The sequence below is a fragment of the Clostridium autoethanogenum DSM 10061 genome (genome assembly GCF_001484725.1).
GTDB lineage: Bacteria > Bacillota > Clostridia > Clostridiales > Clostridiaceae > Clostridium_B > Clostridium_B ljungdahlii.
Genome location: NZ_CP012395.1, coordinates 860,973 through 880,518, shown reverse-complemented (window position 1 = coordinate 880,518; position 19,546 = coordinate 860,973). Strand labels below are relative to the sequence as shown.

The window sequence follows — 19,546 nt, the reverse complement described above, 5'->3', positions numbered from 1 at the left end:
TTAGCTAAATTTATTTGGGGAGGATTATATGGTAAATAGTTTAAATTTCAAGGCAATTAAATTTAATTCTTCAGTTAAATTAAAACCTTTACTAATATCAATTTTAATTGGAGTAATAATTTGTTTTATACCTAAACCCAATATGGTACCTAGAAATGGATGGTACCTCTTGGCAGTGTTTATTGCTATTATAGTTGCCTGTGCTTTAGGTGCTGTATCACTTGGACTAGCATCCTTTATAGGCATATTTATTTTAACTTGCACACACATTATTACAGTAAAAACAGCATTTTCGTCCTATGCAGAAGGAGTTATTTGGCTGATTGTATGTGCTGATTGCCTTTCCATAGGGATAACTAAAACAGGACTTGGCAAAAGGATTGCCTATAATCTTATTAAGAAGATAGGTAAGAGAACCATAGGTGCAGGATATTCTTTGGTTATATGTGAAATTATATTGTCTATGTTAATTCCAAGTTCTGCTTCTAGGTCTTGTGGAATAGTATTTCCTATTGCAAAATCTTTGTCAAGAGCTTATGGATCAAAAGTTGGAGATGGAACTGAGAAAAAAGCGGGAGAATTTTTAATGCTTACGGCACTACATAGTAATCTTATTTCATCTTCTCTATTTATGACATCTTCGGTTGTAAATTTACTAGCAATTACTATGGCTAGAGATTTGGGAGTAAAAGAAAATATAACTTTTGGCATGTGGTTTTTAATGGCATTACTCCCATCATTGGTAGCTTTTATAGTTATACCTATAATCATTTATTTTTTATGTCCTCCAGAAATAAAAAAGATGGACAATGTTAAAGAATTGATGGATAAAAAATTAGAAGAATTAGGACCTATAAGTAAATCAGAGAAACTAATGATTTTTGTATTTGCAATAGTAGTTTTCCTTTGGATCATTGGTAATAAGATAAATTTAGATGTTACAACTGTAGGAGTCTTAGGGCTCATAATACTGATTTCTACAGGAATTGTGTCTTGGGAAGAATTTACTGGCAAAAAAGAAATATGGAATTTACTCATATGGCTAGGAGCATTTATGATGATGGCAGGTCAATTAAACAAATTGGGAGTGATTAAATGGATAAGTAGTATAGTAAGAGACCACATATATACAAAATCATGGATGCTTACACTAATTATAGTATGTATTATAATGTATTATTTGCATTACTTGTTTGCAAGCAATACAGTACACTTTACTGCCCTATTTTCAGCCTTTTTAACTATATTACTAAGTGCTGGAGCTCCAACAATAGTATCTATGTTTTTATTAGTTAACATATCAGCTTTAAGTTCTGGACTTACTCATTATGGATTAGCACAAGGAGGAGTTTATTTTTCAGAAGGATATGTTAAGCAAAAGAAATGGTGGTTTGTAGGTTTTTGTGTTTCAATAGCACATCTTTTAATTATCATTGGAATTGGAATGTTGTGGTGGAAATTGATTGGAATATATTAAGATATAAAGTTTTTTAAGTTCTAAACCTCTGCTATGAGAAATCATATATTTTTAAATAAGGCACTATGCAATTACATAAAAACAAGAAGTGATAGCTATAACTATTTATGCAATTGAATATTGATATTACTTTAAAAAAATATGATGATTATATTGGAAGAGAGTAGAGGAGGTATTAGAATGTGTAAGGAGAATAGTATTGGACTTATCAGTAAATACATTCAAACTTCTGGTGGACTTGAAGCTGTTGGAAGAGAAGTCAAACAATTTGGAAAACTAACTGGTATGGCATCATCCCTAGCTAATAGCGGAAATCAGTTGGCAATTGCACATTATTTTTATAATTGCATAACTAAATTTTTTAAAGAACAACAAGCTAAGGTTTTTCATGGAGAATTAGTTTCTTTAGGGTTATCTCTTCAGATGAAAATTAATAGATGTCCGAATGCTGATATTGAGCAATATAAAAGTCTTTTACGATCTATTAATTTGCCGACTATATTAAGAGATATACAATTAGGTGCTACAGAGAAAAATTTAAGTATTATTGGTGAATATATTTCCAGTAAAATAAAATGTGGTGAAGAGGATAAAAGGCTAATTTGGAACAGTATGCAATCTATGTGGTAAGTTTAGAGTCATTAACAGGAGGTACTCGTATAATCAGCATTTATCCAAATGAAATACCTTATTATCTGCACTTGTGATAATAGCAGGAAAACATTTATGCATATATATAAAAAAGTAGTTATGATAACGATTGAAATTTATTCAGATGAACATTGAAGGAAAAATAAAAAAATATGATAATGTAAATGAGTTATATTTTATAGAAATACAGAATTTGGAGGAGACTTAATATGATTAGTAAAGGTACACCTATTGTAACAGATATGAAGGTTATTCCAGTAGCAGGATATGATAGTATGTCATTAACATTAAGTGGAGCTCATGCACCATTTTTTACAAGAAATATAGTTATTATAAAAGATAATTCAGGTAATACAGGGCTTGGTGAAATACATGGAGGAGAGCATATTAGGAAGGCTTTGGAAAATTATAAGCCATTTGTTATAGGCAAATATATAGGTGATTATAAGGGTATAATATATGAATTAAAAAATAAGACTTGGGGTGCAGATCAAAATAATGGAGAAGGTATTCAAGAACTTGATTTAAAAAACTTGTGTTTTGTAGTTCATGCTGAAACTGCTGTTGAATCTGCATTACTGGATTTATTAGGACAATATATGGATCTTCCAGTAGCATCTTTACTTGGAGATGGCAAGCAAAGAGATGCTGTGAGGATGCTGGGTTATTTATTTTACGTAGAAGATAAAAATAAAACGAATTTATCATATATTGATGAAAGCAATAGCAAGGACCAATGGTTTAAAATAAGAAGAAAGAGAATGGTAACTGTAGAAGATATTATCGAAGAGGCTCATGCAGTAAGAGAACGTTATGGGGTAAAAGATTTTAAATTAAAAGGAGGGGTATTTGAAGGAGAAAAGGAGATAGAAACTATAAAAGCTTTAGCTAAAGAATTTCCAGATGCTAATGTCAATATAGATCCTAATGGGGCATGGTCTTTAGAAGAAGCTATAAGGCTTTGCAAGGATGCTGGTACAGCTTTATCCTATGCTGAAGATCCTTGTGGACCAGAAAAAGGTTTTTCAGGAAGAGAGATTATGACTGAGTTTAAGAGAGCTACAGGACTAAGAGTAGCAACAAATATGATAGCAACAGATTGGCGTCAGTTTGGTCATTGCCTTTCATTAAATTCACTTGACATAATTTTAGCAGACCCTCATTTTTGGACAATGAATGGTGCAGTACGTGCGGCGCAAATATGTAATGAATGGGGATATACTTGGGGGTCACATTCAAATAATCACTTTGATATATCATTAGCAGTGTTCACTCAAGTTGCTGCCGCAGCCCCAGGAGAAATTACATCAATGGATACTCATTGGATTTGGCAGGATGGACAATACTTAACTAAGACTCCATATAAAATATCTAATGGGTTGATAGAACTTCCTAAAAAGCCGGGGCTTGGTTTGGAGGTTGACATGGACAAGGTTATGAAAGCTAATGAATTATACACTAAGATGAGTTGTGGGGATAGAGATGATTCTATATCCATGCAGTATTTAATAAAGAATTGGAAATTTGATAGTAAAAAACCATGTATGGTAAGGTAAATTATAAATATATAGAGAAAGAGTTGTATTAGTATAAAATGAAGCCTTTGTTAAGGATATTTTATACTAATACAGCTCTTTTTCTTAATCTTTTATATAGTAAAAATAAAAGAATTAATGCAATATAGTATATGTTTTTTTAATGGGATATTCAGAGAAAAATTAAAATTTTCTAAAAAAATATTTATGCATATAGATGAAAAAATGACTATGATAACGATTAAAATTTGTGCAGGTGAATATTGAAGGTAATATAGAAAAATATGATAATAAAACTACAAAGTATTTATAAGAGTTCTATAGTACTCAATTTTAAGTATTTCAGTATATCATATGATTAGTCCAAGGTTGTATTAAAAGTAAAGTAAATGTTTGCAATAAAATAATTTGATAAAACATGATTAAGGAGGAGTTTTACATGTCATTAGTTATAGTTGGTATTGGAGTAATACTACTTTTGGTATTGATGATACCTTGTAAACTTAATGGATTTATTTCTTTGATATTGGTTTCGTTGGTAGTTGGTGTTCTTGAAGGAATGCCGTTAGGAAATGTTACTAAATCTATGTATAAGGGTATTGGAGGCCAGCTGAATAGTTTAATACTTATACTTGCATTTGGAGCAATGCTTGGTAAACTTATGTCAGATTGTGGAGCTGGACAGCGTATTGCCACTACCTTGATTAATAAGTTTGGAATGAAAAGAGTTCAATGGGCTATGCTGGTAACATCAATTATTGTAGGAATCACAATGTTTTTTGAAGCAGCATTCATTTTATTAATACCAATTATTTATAGTATAGTTAAGGAAACAAAGTTACCTTTAATCTATGTTGGATTTCCAGCTGTTGTTGCATTATCAGTAACACACAGTTTTTTACCACCTCATCCTGGTCCAACCCTTGTAGCTTCTGCGTTTAAAGCTAGTGTAGGAGGAACACTTCTTTTAGGACTAATTCTTGCAATTCCAGGGGCTATAATAGCAGGAATTTTATTTTCAAAAACAAGTATTGTAAAAAATGCTAAGACGCATATACCAGAAGGTTTAACTACAAGTAAGTTGTTTACGGATGAGGAAATGCCTAGTTTTGGAAAAAGCTTATTTACAGCAATTGTACCTGTAATTTTAATAGCTATTTCCGAATTTAGTGGAATGTTTCTTCCTAAAGGATCTTCACTTTTAAAATACATTAAGTTCTTTGGAGATGCACCTATAGCATTGATGATTACAGTAATTATTGCAATGTTTACTTTTGGATTTGGATGCAATAGAAGTTTAGACGATATAACGAAAAGTATGAGTGAATCTGTAAAAGCCATTGCAATGATTATTCTTATAATTGGTGCAGGAGGAGCTTTTAAACAGGTATTAGTTGATTCTGGAGTAGGAAATACAATTGTTTCTATAACGAAAGGATTAAATTTTTCACCAATAGTATTGGCATGGTTTATTGCAGCAATTTTGAGAACAGCACTTGGATCAGCTACTGTAGCGGTAACAGCTGCAGCAGGATTAGTAATGCCGCTGGCAGCTTCATCAGGAGTTAATACTAGTTTAATGGTACTTGCAGTTACTACAGGAAGTATATTTGCATCTCATGTAAACGATCCTGGATTTTGGATGTATAAAGAGTACTTTGGACTATCAGTGGCAGATGCAATAAAAACTAGGACAAGTTATACGTGTATTCTTTCTGTTATTGGTTTAATTGGTGTTTTAATATTAAATATTTTTGTACATTAGTCAATTTAAAAGGTATCTGATTCTGAACCGACCCCCAAAAGTTAGACCTAAAATCTAACGATTGGAGGTTGGTTTTTTATTGGCAAAATATAGTTTTGAATTTAAAAAGAAAGTAATTGAAGCTTATCAGCGTGGTGAAGGTGGTTATTCTTATCTTGCGCAAAAGTATGGTGTTAAGAATAGACGACAGGTTTTAAATTGGGTTCACTATTATGAGAAATTTGGTGATAAGGGGTTAATGCGTTCAAGAAAAAATAATAGCTATACTTTTAAATACAAGCTTCATGTGGTAGAGTTATATCTATCAAGTGAAGTCTCGTATCAGGAGTTATCACTTTGTGAAGGCATTAATAATAATGCTATGATTGCAAAGTGGGTAAATGACTTTCGTATAGCTGGTCCTGATGCATTGAGGCCAAAGAAGAAGGGACGAAAGAAATCATTGGACTCATCTAATAAAAAGAAAGATATAACATTAAGTGAGGCGGCTCCGGTTGATACCAGTGCAGAACGTGTTAAACAGCTTGAAGATGAACTGCTCAAACTTAGAATAGAAAATGCCTATTTAAAAGAACTGAGGAGACTGCGTTTAGAGGAGGAAGCTCTTCTGAAAAAACAGCGAGAATCGTCCACAGCCTCCGAGGAGAGTTCAAATTAAAAGACATTCTCGCAGTTGTTGGCTTTCCTAAGGCCACATATATGTATTGGCAGAAAAGATTTGATAGAGAAAATCCTGACAAAGAACTTGAGAATAAGATTCTCAAAATCCGTTCTGAAAACAAAGATTGGGGATATAGACGAGTCTATGGTGAACTAAGAAAGCAGAAATATCTTGTGAACAAAAAGAAAGTCCAGCGAATTATGCAGAAATATGACCTGCAGGTGACATCATTCAGGAGAAAGAGCCGTAAATACAGTTCTTATAAGGGTAAGGTTGGAAGGGTTTCACCTAATAGAATTCACAGACGATTTAACACAAAAATACCTCATCAGAAAATCACGACGGATACAACAGAATTCAAATATTATGAAATAGATGCAAAAGGACGTATGATAATCAAGAAACTTTACCTGGATCCATTTATGGATATGTGCAATAGAGAAATACTAAGTTATGGTATATCTGAGCATCCCTCAGCTGCAAATATCATGGGCGCATTAAACCAGGCAATTGAAATAACCTCTGATTGTCCATACAGAAGAACATTTCACTCAGATCAAGGCTGGGCTTATCAGATGAAATCTTATACACACGCTCTCAAAGAGACTGGAATCTTTCAAAGCATGTCCAGAAAAGGAAACTGTTATGATAATTCGGTTATGGAAAATTTTTTTGGAATTATGAAGCAGGAAATGTATTATGGATTAGTCTATTACAGCTATGATAAACTAAAAGAGGCGATAGAGAAATATATAAAGTACTATAATGAACATAGAATCAAAGAGAAACTAGGATGGATGAGTCCTGTTGAATACAGACTCAGCCTCTTGGCTGTATGAAATTAGCGAGGCAGCCGAAACTGTCCCGCTAATAAAGTCTAACTTTTAGGGGTCACCTCATTGTAAAGTTTACTAGATGTCTTTTTATTTAGTAGAAATTTATAACTTTTTTAATCCAAAAAGCATCCATTATATATTTTAATGTGAATGTTATACAATAATAAAATTAACTAAAAGAAAGAACACCCTATTTTAGAAGAAGGATGTTGACAACGAAACAAGAAAAGTATATTAGAAAATGCTGCATACAGAAAGGAACGTCCATCAATAGTGTTGCTAGAAAAACAGGGCATGATTGGAGAACGGTTAAGAAGTGTATAGAGAAAGAGGATTATAATCAAAAAGTCACATTTTACCTTTACTCAAAATAACTGTAAAGAAGAAACTACTTCCACTTGGTTAATTGCAAATGATAAAACTTTTGAGCTAGCTGAAAAAGGCTATTTTGCTAAGAAAAAATTAAAGAGGGTATCAACTAGCTGCTCGCCTTTACCGGTGAACATTCTGAAACAGCAGCAATGTTTTTAGATTCTGGAAACACCCATTGCACTGATCAATAAAGAATACTTAAAAGTAAAATATGATAAACAAAAAATAATTTTATTTGGGCATTTCTGAGGAACTATTTTGAAAAGTATATTTATAAAAAAATATTCGAGAGAAGTAGCATATTACATTGGAGTAAGATAATCTATTTTGTATACAAAATTTATAAGTTGCAAAAACTATACAAAATAGGAGGTGCTTTCTGTGAAAATTGCTATTTTAGGTGCTGGGATGTCAGGCTTATCTTGTGCAATAACATTAGAGAAACATGGAATTATACCAACAATTTTTGAAAGAAGAAATTGTGTTGGAGATAGATTTGTTAATGCTGAGGCAATGTTTAGTTTACTAGATAGACCTATTAAAGATTCTCTGCATTTTCTCTCTAAGAATTATGATATACATTTGAAACCAATAAATGCTGTTAATAAATTAGTTGTCCATTCAAAAAAGCAAATAGGAAGTATTGATGGAAAAATCGGATACACAAATGTTAGGGGAAGGCATGAAAATTCATATGAATGTCAATTAGAGAAACAATTGATGACAAAAATTAATTTTAATTCAACTTGTGAATATGAAGAAGTATGTAAAAATTTTGAGTATGTAATATTAGCAACAGGAGATGGAGAATATGCTTCACATTTAGGAAATTACAAGTGTGATCTTACATTTACATTAAGAGGTGTAACAGTTGAAGGTAAATTTGCTACAGATATTTCGCATGCATGGTTTAATTATGACATCATACCTAAAGGATATGCATGGGTTGTACCATTTTCTGAAAAAGAAGCTAATATTGTTATAGCTTACCCTGACTATCCTGATAATATAAAATTAGATATAAATACAATATGGGAAAGATTTTATAATTTAGTTTGCAAAGATTTAGATCAAAAATTTAGAATAACAGATAAGTTTGAGATTACAAAATATATGACGGGAATATGTAATGTACCCAAGGTTGATAATACTTATTTTGTTGGGAATTGTTTTGGAGCTCTTTCTCCTGGATTAGGATTTGGGCAATTTGCATCAATACTTACGGGGATATATTCAGCTTATGATATATGTGGAATAGGAAAATATGAAAAACTTGTTAAACCCTTATTTAAAAACTATAATCACTCCCTTGTTTTAAGAAGGTTCTTGGAAAATTTAAATGACAAGGATTTGGATTTTGCAATTAAAAATTTAGATAATAAATTATTACATAAAATCATCGATACAATATGTAGTACTGATAGTAAAATTGATGTACTTCAAGGGATGACTCCATTAATGAAATTATGGAATAAGTATAATTTTTAATAAGAAAAATAGGAAAAACTGTTAGCCAGATATCCACATATCTGACTAACAGTTTTTTATGACAACTTATCCACCATATCGTAAATAGAGCCATTTTACTTATATGAATTTATATACTTTAGATTTCCATAAGCTTCTTAAAATCATTTTCAACATCAGTTATTCCACCTATTCCAAAGTTATCCACTAATACCTTAGCAACATTTGCTGAAAGGAACGCAGGAAGCGTTGGTCCTAAGTGAATGTTCTTAACACCTAAGTGTAATAATGATAATAATACTATTACAGCTTTTTGTTCATACCAAGCTATATTATATGATATAGGTAGTTCATTTATATTCTTCAACCCAAATACTTCTTGAAGCTTGAGTGCTATAACAACTAATGAATATGAGTCATTACATTGTCCTGCATCTAATATCCTTGGAATTCCACCAATATCACCTAAATTCAATTTGTTATATTTATATTTAGCACAACCTGCAGTTAATATAACTGTATCTTTTGGTAACTTTGAAGCAAATTCTGTATAATAATCTCTTGATTTTGCCCTTCCATCACATCCAGCCATCACAAAGAATCTCTTTATAGCACCTGATTTAACAGCTTCTACAACCTTATCAGCTAAAGCTAAAACTTGATTATGAGCAAATCCACCAACTATTTGTCCTTTTTCTATTTCTGTAGGTGCACTGCATTTCTTGGCCATTTTTATAACCTTAGAAAAATCTTTTGTTCCATCAGCTTTAACTTCTATATGGCTACATCCTGGCATTCCCGTATCACCTGTCGTAAATAATCTATTCTTATAGGTGTCTTTTGGTATAACTAAACAATTTGTAGTCATGATGATTGGGCCATTAAATTTTTCAAATTCTTCTTTTTGCTTCCACCATGCATTACCATAATTTCCTGCAAAGTGCTTATACTTTTTAAATTTAGGATAGTATTGTCCGGCAAGCATTTCACCATGAGTATATACATCTACTCCAGTTCCTTCTGTTTGTTCCAGTAACATTTCTAAGTCTTTTAAGTCATGTCCTGAAATTAATATTCCTGGATTACTTCTAACTCCAATATCAACGGTTGTTATTTCAGGATGTCCATAACTTTCAGTATTAGCTTTATCAAGTAATGCCATGCCATCTACACCAAATTTACCTGCTTCAAGTGATAAAGCTACTAGATCATCAACAGTTAAGCTGTTATCTATTGTAGCTGACAATGCTTTTGCCATAAATGCATGAATCTCTTCACTATTGTAATTCAAATTCATTGCATGCTTCATATAAGCAGACAATCCTTTTAATCCATAAGTGATAAGTTCTCTTAAGCTTCTTATATCTTCATTTTTTGTTGCAAGCACTCCAACTTTTTCAGCTTTTGCATCAAATTCTATAGTATTATCAGCTGTCCAAACTGCTGCATCTGGCATAATCATCTCTGTGGTTTGTATTCCAAATATCTTCTTGAAAAAGCCACCAGTTACTTTTACTTCTCCAACTTTACCGCCAGCACTAATTACTTTAGATTTTAAATTTTCTCTTATTTTTAAAGTTTCTTTTACCCTGCCTAAAATAAAATCTCTGTGAAAGTTAGCATTTGTAATCGTTGTAAATAAATTTTCTACTATAACTTTATCAACATTGCTGTCTTTAACTCCAACTTTTCTTCCTTCATTGCTTACAATAGCTAATCCCTTAGTTACATATATTAATAAGTCTTGAGCTTTTGCAACATTTTCATTCTTACCACAAACTCCTACTTTAGTACACCCCTTGCATCCAGCTGTTTCTTGACATTGATAACAAAACATTGACATTTAAGGATTCCACCTTTCAACTTAAAATTTATACCTACGAATTTAGTACTTTCTTTGCTATGATTATAGAGTACTAAAATACTGTAATTTAGTCTGTAACAATTGTTACGTAACTGCTAAAAATGATATAATTAAGGGGACTGGTCACTGAGTAACAATTTTCAGAACACCTCATATACTATTAATGGTGGGGTTTTAACTGTATCAATATAAAGGAGTATTATATGCATAATAGACAATTTCCTTATTGTCCTTATTACATGAACCAAGCTGTTAAGCCTTTCTTCAAAGCAAAGGTTAGGAATAAAACACAAAAATTTGCAGCTTTTAGTGGTACTGTTACAAGGATTGAAGATTTTTCCCCTAGCCCAAGTGATGTATCAGAAGGCTGCTATAAATTAATGTCACTTGAAAGTAAAGACAAGGGTCCAGTAAATTTTGTGATATCCCCAGAAACTTACTTTGTGGATCATGAAGTGGTAGAAGTAGGAGATAAGGTAACTGGATTTTATGACGCAAATGCACCTGCCATTCTTATTTATCCTCCACAATATCCCGCAATTGTTATAGCAAAAAATATAGGATATCAAAATGTTACTGTAGACTATTTTAACAATCAACTTATAAGTAGCGATGGAAATTTAAAATTAAATATCACCCTATCTACTAAGGTAATTTTGACAAACGATCAGCTTTTTAACAGATACCCTGGAAATAGAAATCTAATTGTTGTCTATGGTCCTACAACTATGAGCATACCTGCTCAAACTACTCCATATAAAATCATCGTTCTTTGTTAAATCAAGTTATGTTATATTAGTGCATGCAATTTGCTTATAGAAATATCTATCAAAAGAAATGTGACTACAACATGTAACTTTGTTTCAAATATTATGATAAGGAAAATGAAAAATTAAGGAGGTTACTTAATGAGTAAGTATAGAAACAATGACATAAGTGATTTATACACCAATGTGATACATTATTGTCCACATATTGCGAAACAGTATAAATGCCCATTTAGTACTTTTTATAGGCGAGAATTAGTAGGATTTAAAAGACAGCAGCAGCAAGGTCCACCGAAAACACCGCCACCTAATTTTATTCCACAACTATCAGATGTACCGGAGGCAAGTTTAATGGCGGTGGATTCCGGAGCAATAGCGCCTTGTGTATACAGATTCTCATATATTTGGTTAAAGAATGGTCAATCCTTCTGGGCATATCTTGTCTATGTAGGAAAAACATCTACTTCTGGTTGGAGATATAGAAAGGGAAGATGGGAATACTTTGGGGTGGACTTAAAAGAAATTAAAAGCTTTACTTGTTATTAGCATTATTAAAATTTTAATTATAATGTTCTTATTTAACATTACAATAATAGAAACCGAATATTTATATGAAACGCCATATTATTTAAAAAATCTCATGGCGTTTTTATGTTCGGAAAACAAATATTAGGCAAATTAATCAGTAAATCTAGATATATTTATATTATCCCATTTCGATGTAGACAATACCAAATATTAATTACTAATGCAATACATGTGACTGCTATGATTCCCACTGCTATAGGCAATGTTATTTTTTAAGAACGTTTACCAATTATATAAAATATAATCCCATCATTTAATACAACAACTAATACACTTCTAACAATAAGTTCTTTCAAAATATTCATAGTATTAACTCCTTTTTTTTAAAATATCATAATAATTTTATATAGGCATGTGCAGCATTGGATTGAAACATTAAATTTTTTGCATTTACTGCTAATGGTATAGCTATTGACAAAGTAATGCCAATGTATCCCAAACATAACCTATAAAGTATGATGCTGAACACCCTTTTAACGTATTTATTAGCTAACTATGAAAATCCTTTTATTCCACCAGATAGCTTCATTTTCTTCATTAGCTGTTGATTTAACTAAATGTTCAATAGCTAAAATACATCTTCTTTATATGGTTTTATTATAATTATTGTCTGCTAAAAATCTATAATTACTCCATTTTCTATACGAAGCCTCACTTCTACAATTGGGTGTAGTTCACAATAAATAGATGTTCCAAAATTCTTATTTAACGTAACAACTGAAGCGGTGTTTTTTATCTTCACAAAATAATTTAGTGAAGATTTATAAATAACTAGAATAATGTATTTTGAGACCTATAAAATACTTGATAGTATGTCCATAATAAAAGATAACAAAATTTGTTCTAATTTTTAGGTACAAGAAACATGCAATAATAAACAAAATTTAAATACCTCCTGATATAGTAACATGTATTTTGAAGCAAATATTAACTCAATATGGGAGGACTTAATGAGCATCTAAACTTTGTATAACCAAAGCTTTACTGTGTAATGTTTTGAAGAAAGAGGGCAAAAATATGAAATGAGATTTTTACCAGTTAGTTAGGCAAAATTATTCTTTGAAAATTGAATAATACCGTGTATCATATAATTAATGTTAGCTAGTACAGAATAGCAAATTATAATGAATTTAAGGTTTGAAAATTATGAATTATAGAAGGGAAAGGGAATATGCATTATACGGGATATGAGCTTTTTGCTTTTTTTCTGATTTACTCTTTTTTAGGATGGGCAGTAGAAGTCTTAATTGTGAGCTTACGAAAAGGTTATTTCGTTAATCGAGGGATGCTGAATGGGCCACTGTGCCCGGTCTATGGGTTAAGTATTATACTTAGTCTGCAATTTTTAGAGGCGGCGAATGCCAATCCTTTTGCATTGTTTGTCGGGAATGCCGTTCTCGCTACTGTGGTTGAGTATATTGATGGAGGGTTACTAAGACGGATAATCGGAAGACGCCTGTGGAATTATGATAGTCCAAGGTTCTACATTACCTTTGCATTTGCATATAGTGGCGCTTCCGTGCTGGTTATTTCCCTGCTGCAACCATTGGTCTATACGGTAAGTCAGATGATTCCACATTTGTTATTCTGCATTATTCTCTGGATACTCTTTGCTTTACTGATGGTTGACGGTGTTGCCTCATTTGTGGTAGCGTTCCATATTCGTAAACAAAGTAGATTAGAACTAAAGGTAACGGAAGGTTTGAGTAATACAAAGAAGATTATGGGACAACGTTTTTTTGCAAGGTTGCAAAAGCGTATTCACAAAGCTTTCCCTGAGCTGGAGAATGCCAAATTGGAAGTCATTGCTGTTAAAGCTCTAGATCAAAAAAAGTTTGCGGAAGGCATTTGTTTTGAAAAACTGGTATGGATGTTTTTTATCAGTGCACTGGCAGGGGATTTGATTGAAACCGTATTTGTCTGGGTAAAGTCCGGTAAGTTGATGAGCCGCAGTAGTCTAATATATGGACCTTTCAGTGTGGTTTGGGGACTGGGTGGAATAATTGCCACAGTAATGCTTCATAGATTAATTGATAAAAATGACATATATATCTTTCTGGGGGGCTTCTTCCTAGGTAGTACCTATGAATATTCGTGCAGTGTGTTTACAGAAAAGGTATTGGGTGCCCGTTTTTGGGATTATAGTGGCATGCCTTTTAATCTGGATGGTAGGGTGAATCTGCTTTACTGTCTGTTCTGGGGACTACTTGCTATTGTATGGCTGAAAGTGATTTATCCATTCGTGAGTAACTATATTGGTAAAATCCCACGGGTGTTAGGGGAGGTACTTACGTGGTGCATTGTAGTATTTATAGTGCTCAATGCATTGGTTTCAGCTATGGCACTATACTATTATAGTTTGAGGATGGCTGGTATATCTGTGAACGGTAAAGTGGAAATGTTCTTTTCTATATATTATCCTGATACTTTAATGAAAATGATTTATCCAAATGCGGTTTTGCCATAAAAGTGATTTAACTTAATGTGAGGTTGTATTAGTTCGTAACTTTCACAAAAGACGTATCAATCGTTGATGCGTCTTTTTGCTACTTAACGTAATACTTAAAAAGTAAATAATTTACTGAAACGCCGTATTATTTTAAAAATCTTATAGCGTTTTTATGTTCGTAAATCAAAGATTATATTCAGCTCTTTGTATTGAAATATATAGGTAAAATTAGTAGTTTCAAATGTATAATTAATACCCTATATTGTTAAAACAACATAGGGTATTAAGATTATATTTAAAAGGCTTTATCCTTTTATACTTGTTCCAAGACTTGAAATAATTCCTGCAACTGGTTGCACAAGTTGATTGATTTGTGGTGCAGTTAATGGGGTAGAAGAAGTCAGTCTAACACAAGGAAGTTCGAGTGTTAGATTAAGGCCCAAAAGTACGATGTTTATTGGACAAGGAATAGAAATACAAAGTATTTCATTTCCAGTGCAACATCCTGATGGACACGTAGATTGTTGAGGTTCAGCAGTTTGCTTGAGGTCCTCTTTCATAATATCGCCTCCTAATTTTCAATAATTATAATATGGCAATATTGGTAAAGTGTGAATATGTTTGCTTAATTACCTATATGGCAAGTATGCATAAAATGAAAGCTACTGGATAAAGCAAGATTATATTACAAGAATTTTAGGAAGAAGATATACCTGCAGCACTAAGAAATCCAATTGAATGTCCAGACTAGTTCTTTTATTGTTGAACAATAGTTAATTTTATGATATCATGTATATTAATTAAATAATATGATGCTTATTCTTATCCCCGGGTAAGGATGTTAAGAAGCACTGAATATATTCCATTAGGGCCTTTTTAAGGAGGAATAATATTCAGTGCTTTTGTGTTTATTAGAGGAGGTTAAGCATTATATTAAAATCTAATATTATATATATGGAGGTAATTTAATGAATTGGAACATTAAAAAGTTTAATCAATTTAAGGTCGAAGAAGTATACAAAATTTTAGCATTGAGAAATAAGGTATTTATTGTAGAACAGGAATGTGCATACCTTGATTGTGATGATAAAGATTTAAATTCATATCATTTATTTTCTGAAGAAAATGGAGAAGTAGTTGCATACTTAAGAATTTTGGAAAAGGGAGTTTCTTACGATGAAATATCAATAGGAAGAGTAGTCGTAAAAAGAAATTATCGTGGTAAAGGAATTGCAAGAGAAATGCTGTTGAAAGCTATTGAATTTATAGAAAATACTTTAAAAGAAGATACTATAAAAATTCAAGCACAGGCATATTTACTTAATTTTTATAGTAGCCTTGGCTTTAAAGCAGTTTCAGAAGAATATCTAGAGGATAATATTCCACATATAGATATGTTATATAAAAAATAAATTATGTTTTCAAATATAGCTACTATTAATTTATCAAAATTTGAGGAATACTCCTATCTTCTATAAGCTATGCATTGCACGCATTAATGGTAATTAATTACCATTAATGCGTAAAAAAACAAACTCATAGATAAATTGAACATTTTATATAGCTTAATTGAAACATACTGGTGTAAATTGATGCTTTAAAGCTCTTTTTACATCTCAAAACTTTATAATTAATCTGCAATTAATTGGTATTAATTTCTTGGCGGATACTCAAAAATCCGTATTCCATAAGGCTTGAACAGCTTACCAATTAAATTCCAAAGTTATGTGCAATGTATAGCCTGAAGAAGTGGGGATTTTTTATCAAGTGAATATCGGCTTTGAATCAATCCATGTCATCCCGAAGTGCGTCAATAATATTTTCTTTCTTTATTTTTCTAATAGAATACAGCATTGTAATGAACACTATAAATAAAACGCCAAATATACTGATTCCGATACTGGCCCACGGTATCACAAAGCTTCCACTTTCACTGCCGTTCATTTCTTTGTGCATGAACCATGAAAATATGATTGCCAGGGGAAGCCCGAAGATCAGCGCCTTCATGCCATAAAAGATACACTCGAAATTCATCATCTTTTGGAAATCGTGGTCGGACATTCCCACAGAGCGAAGCATGGCAAGTTCACGTCTGCGCAGCTTGATATTCGTGGAAATTGTGTTGAACACATTGGCAACTGCAATCAGCGAAATCATAATTATAAAAGCATAAGAGAACACATCGGCAATGAATATCATATTGCGGCTCTGATCAAGCGCTCCAGACATATTCAAAAGGATGTACGGGGTTGTAATTCCCATATCCTGAACTATCTCTTTCATTTTATCCGATGACTTCGATGGGTTCTTTGACTGAAATGTCATGCCCTTAGTTATAATATCTGCAGGAGTACCAGTGGCATTAAACTTTTCCTTGAGTGAATATGGGGCAGTTACATAAATTCCACCTGATTTTTGTTTTATGTCTGTTAAGATAGGAGGTGTATCAGGCGGCATAAAATTGTTCATAAATGTAATACCTACATTATATCCCTGTTTCATCTCCGGCTTGCCATTTGTTTCGGGAAAAATGGTAAAATTGGTGACAGAACTCTTGAACACATTTGGAATTTGGCTGGCCGTTTTCTGATTGTCGTGGCTGTCCACTTTGGCAACGCCGATTAATTTCGCATTTTGTCCGGTATATTTATCTGCGGGCAAACCTAAACTTTTGACAATCTTCAGATAGGTACTGTCATCTAAAAATTGGATTTGCACTGGCAGATTCACCGTTTCGTTCGGCGAATGTGAACCTTCCGACTTCTTGTAAGCGTCTGAAAGATCACTGCCCTTGGCAGCACAGAAATAATTCATAACAACTTGATACGAACTTTCGTCAACACCATCAACGTTTTTTAGTTCATCGTAAAGTTGCAGCATTTCGCTGTCTTTCATATCATGTGTGCCAAAACCGACATCACTATTAGTAACCTCTTTTGCACCCGCCGACACCTGTTTCAAATCTATTACCATGGCACTGGTCGATATAAATAACACTACACTTAAAACAAGTGACAGCACAATGCTGCGATAACGCTTTTTGTTCCTCTTAAAGTTCTTTAATGCAAGAGTTCCCTCCAATCCATAAATACGCTCCACAAGTTTTGACGTTTTCACAGCTTTTGATTCGACTTTGACATCATTCGTCTGGCGAATACACTCCATAACTGGCATATTGGCAGCCTTGCGAGCTGGAATATCTGCCGAAATCAGGATTGTGATCATGCTGGTCACTACTGCTGCAATGATTGCGGGAGCGGACACTGTCAATGTCAAAGGTACATTGGCGAAAAGAACGTTTGCGAAGTTTTTGGCGACAATACTAATCGCAAGTTTGATGCTGGCTATACCAATGATAACACCAATTGGGATACCAATAGCACCAATACAAAGTCCCTCAAACAGCACTGAATGGCGCAGCTGCTTTGGGGTGGCTCCCACCGATGAGAGAATCCCGAATTGGTGTGTGCGCTCGTTCAAGGAGATGTTGAATGAATTATAAATCAGAAAAATAGAACCAATCATAATTATGATGAGTACAATGGCACCGGCTGAGTACAAAAATGCATTGAACACCTTATCGCTTTGATCGTTTGAAAGAGCAATGAAACGCAGCACATCACTATTAAAGATGTAAGCATGACCTTCAGCTGCATTTTTTGCATAAGTATGAGTCTCAAACGGTTTTTTTAGCGTGACAAACAAGCTGAGATTGTTTGCTGTGTCTGCTGCATCTGCAGTTGTAATTGCGGTATATCCAGGTGCAGAATCTTCATCAAAGTGAGGCGTTTCGCAGAAACCGACCACTGTATAAGTTTTCTCTGTTTTGGGCACAAGAGTTTCTTTCCCGGAAATGTAAGGGTCATGTTGACCAAGACTTTTGTTTCCATTCATGCGGCTTCCAATAGCAAGGGTAAGCGTGTCACCCACACGTAACTTAATGCCATCTTTTATTACAACTCTCTCAGGAACAACAATCTCTCTGTTGTTTTTTGGCAACCTGCCGGCACACAATGTGAGGGGAAGAGCATTAAATGTTTTCTTGCTGAATCCGGCGATAAAAAAATACGGTTTGCTGTGAATTTTTCCACCATTAAGTTTTGCGTAGCCAATATTTTTAAATGATGTGGTGTTTGCAACTTTGTTGTTACTTGCCTGCTTAGCTGCGAAAGAAGAATCCACATCCTCAAATTTGATGTGCCAGCCGCCGTATTTGTGAGCCTCACCGTTTGACATATAGTTCAGCAGGGAAACGCCAAAAGTGACGACTGCCGTAATCAAGGCAGCAGACAGTACAACTCCGATAATCGTTACAATTGTTCGTGTGCGGCTCTTTTTCATGCCTTGCAGGGTAACTTTGTTGAAAATGTTCATGGTCTCACCTTCTCGTCTCTCACTACTTTGCCGTCTGATATGCCGATAATGCGGTCTGCTTGCAAAGCAATATTTTCGTCATGTGTAACAACAATAAGTGTCTGATTATATTTTTTATTGCTTTCTTTAAGCAGCTTTATAATTTCATGTCCATTTCGACTGTCCAAACTACCCGTTGGCTCGTCGGCAAGCATGACCGCCGGAGCGTTCATCAAAGCACGTCCTATGGAAACACGCTGCTGCTGACCGCCTGAAAGCTGATTGGGTAAATGTGTTTCTCGTCCCTTTAGCCCAAGCAATTCCAGCAATTCATTCAGCCTCTTCTTATTGACCTTTCGTTTGTCCATCAGTATAGGCAATGTGATGTTTTCAACAACATTCAGAGTGGGAATGAGGTTGTGAAACTGGTAAATCAGTCCAACCTGACGCCTGCGGAAGATGGCAAGTTTTTCATTGTTCTGGGCATATACATCCTGACTCTCCAAATATATCTTTCCGCTTGTTGGCACGTCCACACCAGCGATAGCATGCAGCAAAGTGGATTTACCAGAGCCAGAGGAACCGATAATTGAAGTAAATCCTCCTTTTTCTATTGTAAGTGAAACATGGTCAAGCGCGGTAACCTGATTTTCACCAGTGCCGTAGACCTTGCATAAATTTTCAATTTTTAAAAACTCCATTATGTGAGCCTCCCTTTTCATGTTTTACCTATATAATAGAACTCTCAACTTACATCTATG

The 19,546-nt window shown here is 33.4% G+C and carries 14 protein-coding genes; 10 read left to right on the top strand and 4 right to left on the bottom strand.

The features are described from left to right. The first annotated feature begins 28 nt into the window (after positions 1-28). The 6 genes from CLAU_RS03840 (at position 29) to CLAU_RS03810 (ending at position 8,785) form a co-directional block, all read left to right on the top strand. Positions 29-1,477, top strand: coding sequence for a DASS family sodium-coupled anion symporter (locus CLAU_RS03840; RefSeq protein ID WP_013239463.1), 1,449 nt, complete (start codon positions 29-31; stop codon positions 1,475-1,477). Positions 1,478-1,657: 180 nt separating this feature from the next. Beyond that, positions 1,658-2,107, top strand: a complete 450-nt coding sequence (locus CLAU_RS03835; protein ID WP_013239462.1) for a dehydroquinate synthase/iron-containing alcohol dehydrogenase family protein — start codon at positions 1,658-1,660, stop codon at positions 2,105-2,107. A gap of 230 nt (positions 2,108-2,337) precedes the next feature. Further along, positions 2,338-3,684 (top strand): enolase C-terminal domain-like protein, encoded by a 1,347-nt coding sequence (locus CLAU_RS03830; RefSeq protein ID WP_013239461.1) that lies wholly within the window; start codon positions 2,338-2,340, stop codon positions 3,682-3,684. A gap of 418 nt (positions 3,685-4,102) precedes the next feature. After that, positions 4,103-5,428, top strand: coding sequence for a gluconate:H+ symporter (locus tag CLAU_RS03825; protein WP_013239460.1), 1,326 nt, complete (start codon positions 4,103-4,105; stop codon positions 5,426-5,428). Positions 5,429-5,507: 79 nt separating this feature from the next. Further along, positions 5,508-6,928 (top strand): IS3 family transposase gene (locus CLAU_RS19895; RefSeq protein ID WP_242832315.1). Its coding sequence is split into 2 segments (ribosomal slippage): positions 5,508-5,994 and positions 5,994-6,928, totalling 1,422 coding nucleotides; the frame shifts between segments, so codons are not numbered across the junction. A gap of 750 nt (positions 6,929-7,678) precedes the next feature. After that, a complete protein-coding gene (locus CLAU_RS03810; RefSeq protein ID WP_013239375.1) occupies positions 7,679-8,785 on the top strand; it encodes an FAD-dependent oxidoreductase in 1,107 nt (368 codons plus the stop codon). A gap of 118 nt (positions 8,786-8,903) precedes the next feature. Here CLAU_RS03810 and hcp read toward each other — a convergent pair whose 3' ends face one another. Then, positions 8,904-10,607 carry a hydroxylamine reductase gene (gene hcp, locus CLAU_RS03805; RefSeq protein ID WP_013239374.1) on the bottom strand — a complete coding sequence of 568 codons (1,704 nt, stop codon included), beginning with the start codon at positions 10,605-10,607 and terminating at the stop codon, positions 8,904-8,906. A 224-nt stretch (positions 10,608-10,831) separates the two neighbouring features. Here hcp and CLAU_RS03800 point away from each other — a divergent pair, with 224 nt between their 5' ends. From CLAU_RS03800 to CLAU_RS03785, 3 genes are all read left to right on the top strand, one after another. Further along, on the top strand, positions 10,832-11,407 hold the full coding sequence (locus CLAU_RS03800; protein WP_013239373.1) for a hypothetical protein: 576 nt from the start codon (positions 10,832-10,834) through the stop codon (positions 11,405-11,407). A 129-nt stretch (positions 11,408-11,536) separates the two neighbouring features. Further along, a complete protein-coding gene (locus CLAU_RS21060) occupies positions 11,537-11,941 on the top strand; it encodes a hypothetical protein (protein ID WP_013239372.1) in 405 nt (134 codons plus the stop codon). A 1,213-nt stretch (positions 11,942-13,154) separates the two neighbouring features. Then, on the top strand, positions 13,155-14,450 hold the full coding sequence (locus CLAU_RS03785) for a putative ABC transporter permease (RefSeq protein WP_013239371.1): 1,296 nt from the start codon (positions 13,155-13,157) through the stop codon (positions 14,448-14,450). 287 nt (positions 14,451-14,737) lie between these two features. Here the strand turns inward: CLAU_RS03785 and CLAU_RS03780 are convergent, their stop codons facing one another. Then, positions 14,738-14,992, bottom strand: coding sequence for a hypothetical protein (locus tag CLAU_RS03780; RefSeq protein ID WP_013239370.1), 255 nt, complete (start codon positions 14,990-14,992; stop codon positions 14,738-14,740). Between the two features lie 408 nt (positions 14,993-15,400). On the opposite strand from CLAU_RS03780, the gene CLAU_RS03775 reads away from it, so the two are divergent. Then, on the top strand, positions 15,401-15,844 hold the full coding sequence (locus CLAU_RS03775) for a GNAT family N-acetyltransferase (protein WP_013239369.1): 444 nt from the start codon (positions 15,401-15,403) through the stop codon (positions 15,842-15,844). Between the two features lie 373 nt (positions 15,845-16,217). Here the strand turns inward: CLAU_RS03775 and CLAU_RS03770 are convergent, their stop codons facing one another. Together CLAU_RS03770 and CLAU_RS03765 are read right to left on the bottom strand one after the other, a co-directional pair. Beyond that, positions 16,218-18,806: an ABC transporter permease gene (locus CLAU_RS03770; RefSeq protein WP_023161979.1), complete on the bottom strand. Its 2,589-nt coding sequence runs from the start codon at positions 18,804-18,806 to the stop codon at positions 16,218-16,220. Beyond that, positions 18,803-19,486: an ABC transporter ATP-binding protein gene (locus tag CLAU_RS03765; RefSeq protein WP_013239367.1), complete on the bottom strand. Its 684-nt coding sequence runs from the start codon at positions 19,484-19,486 to the stop codon at positions 18,803-18,805. Before CLAU_RS03765 ends, CLAU_RS03770 begins: the two co-directional genes overlap by 4 nt. Positions 19,487-19,546: the final 60 nt, after the last annotated feature.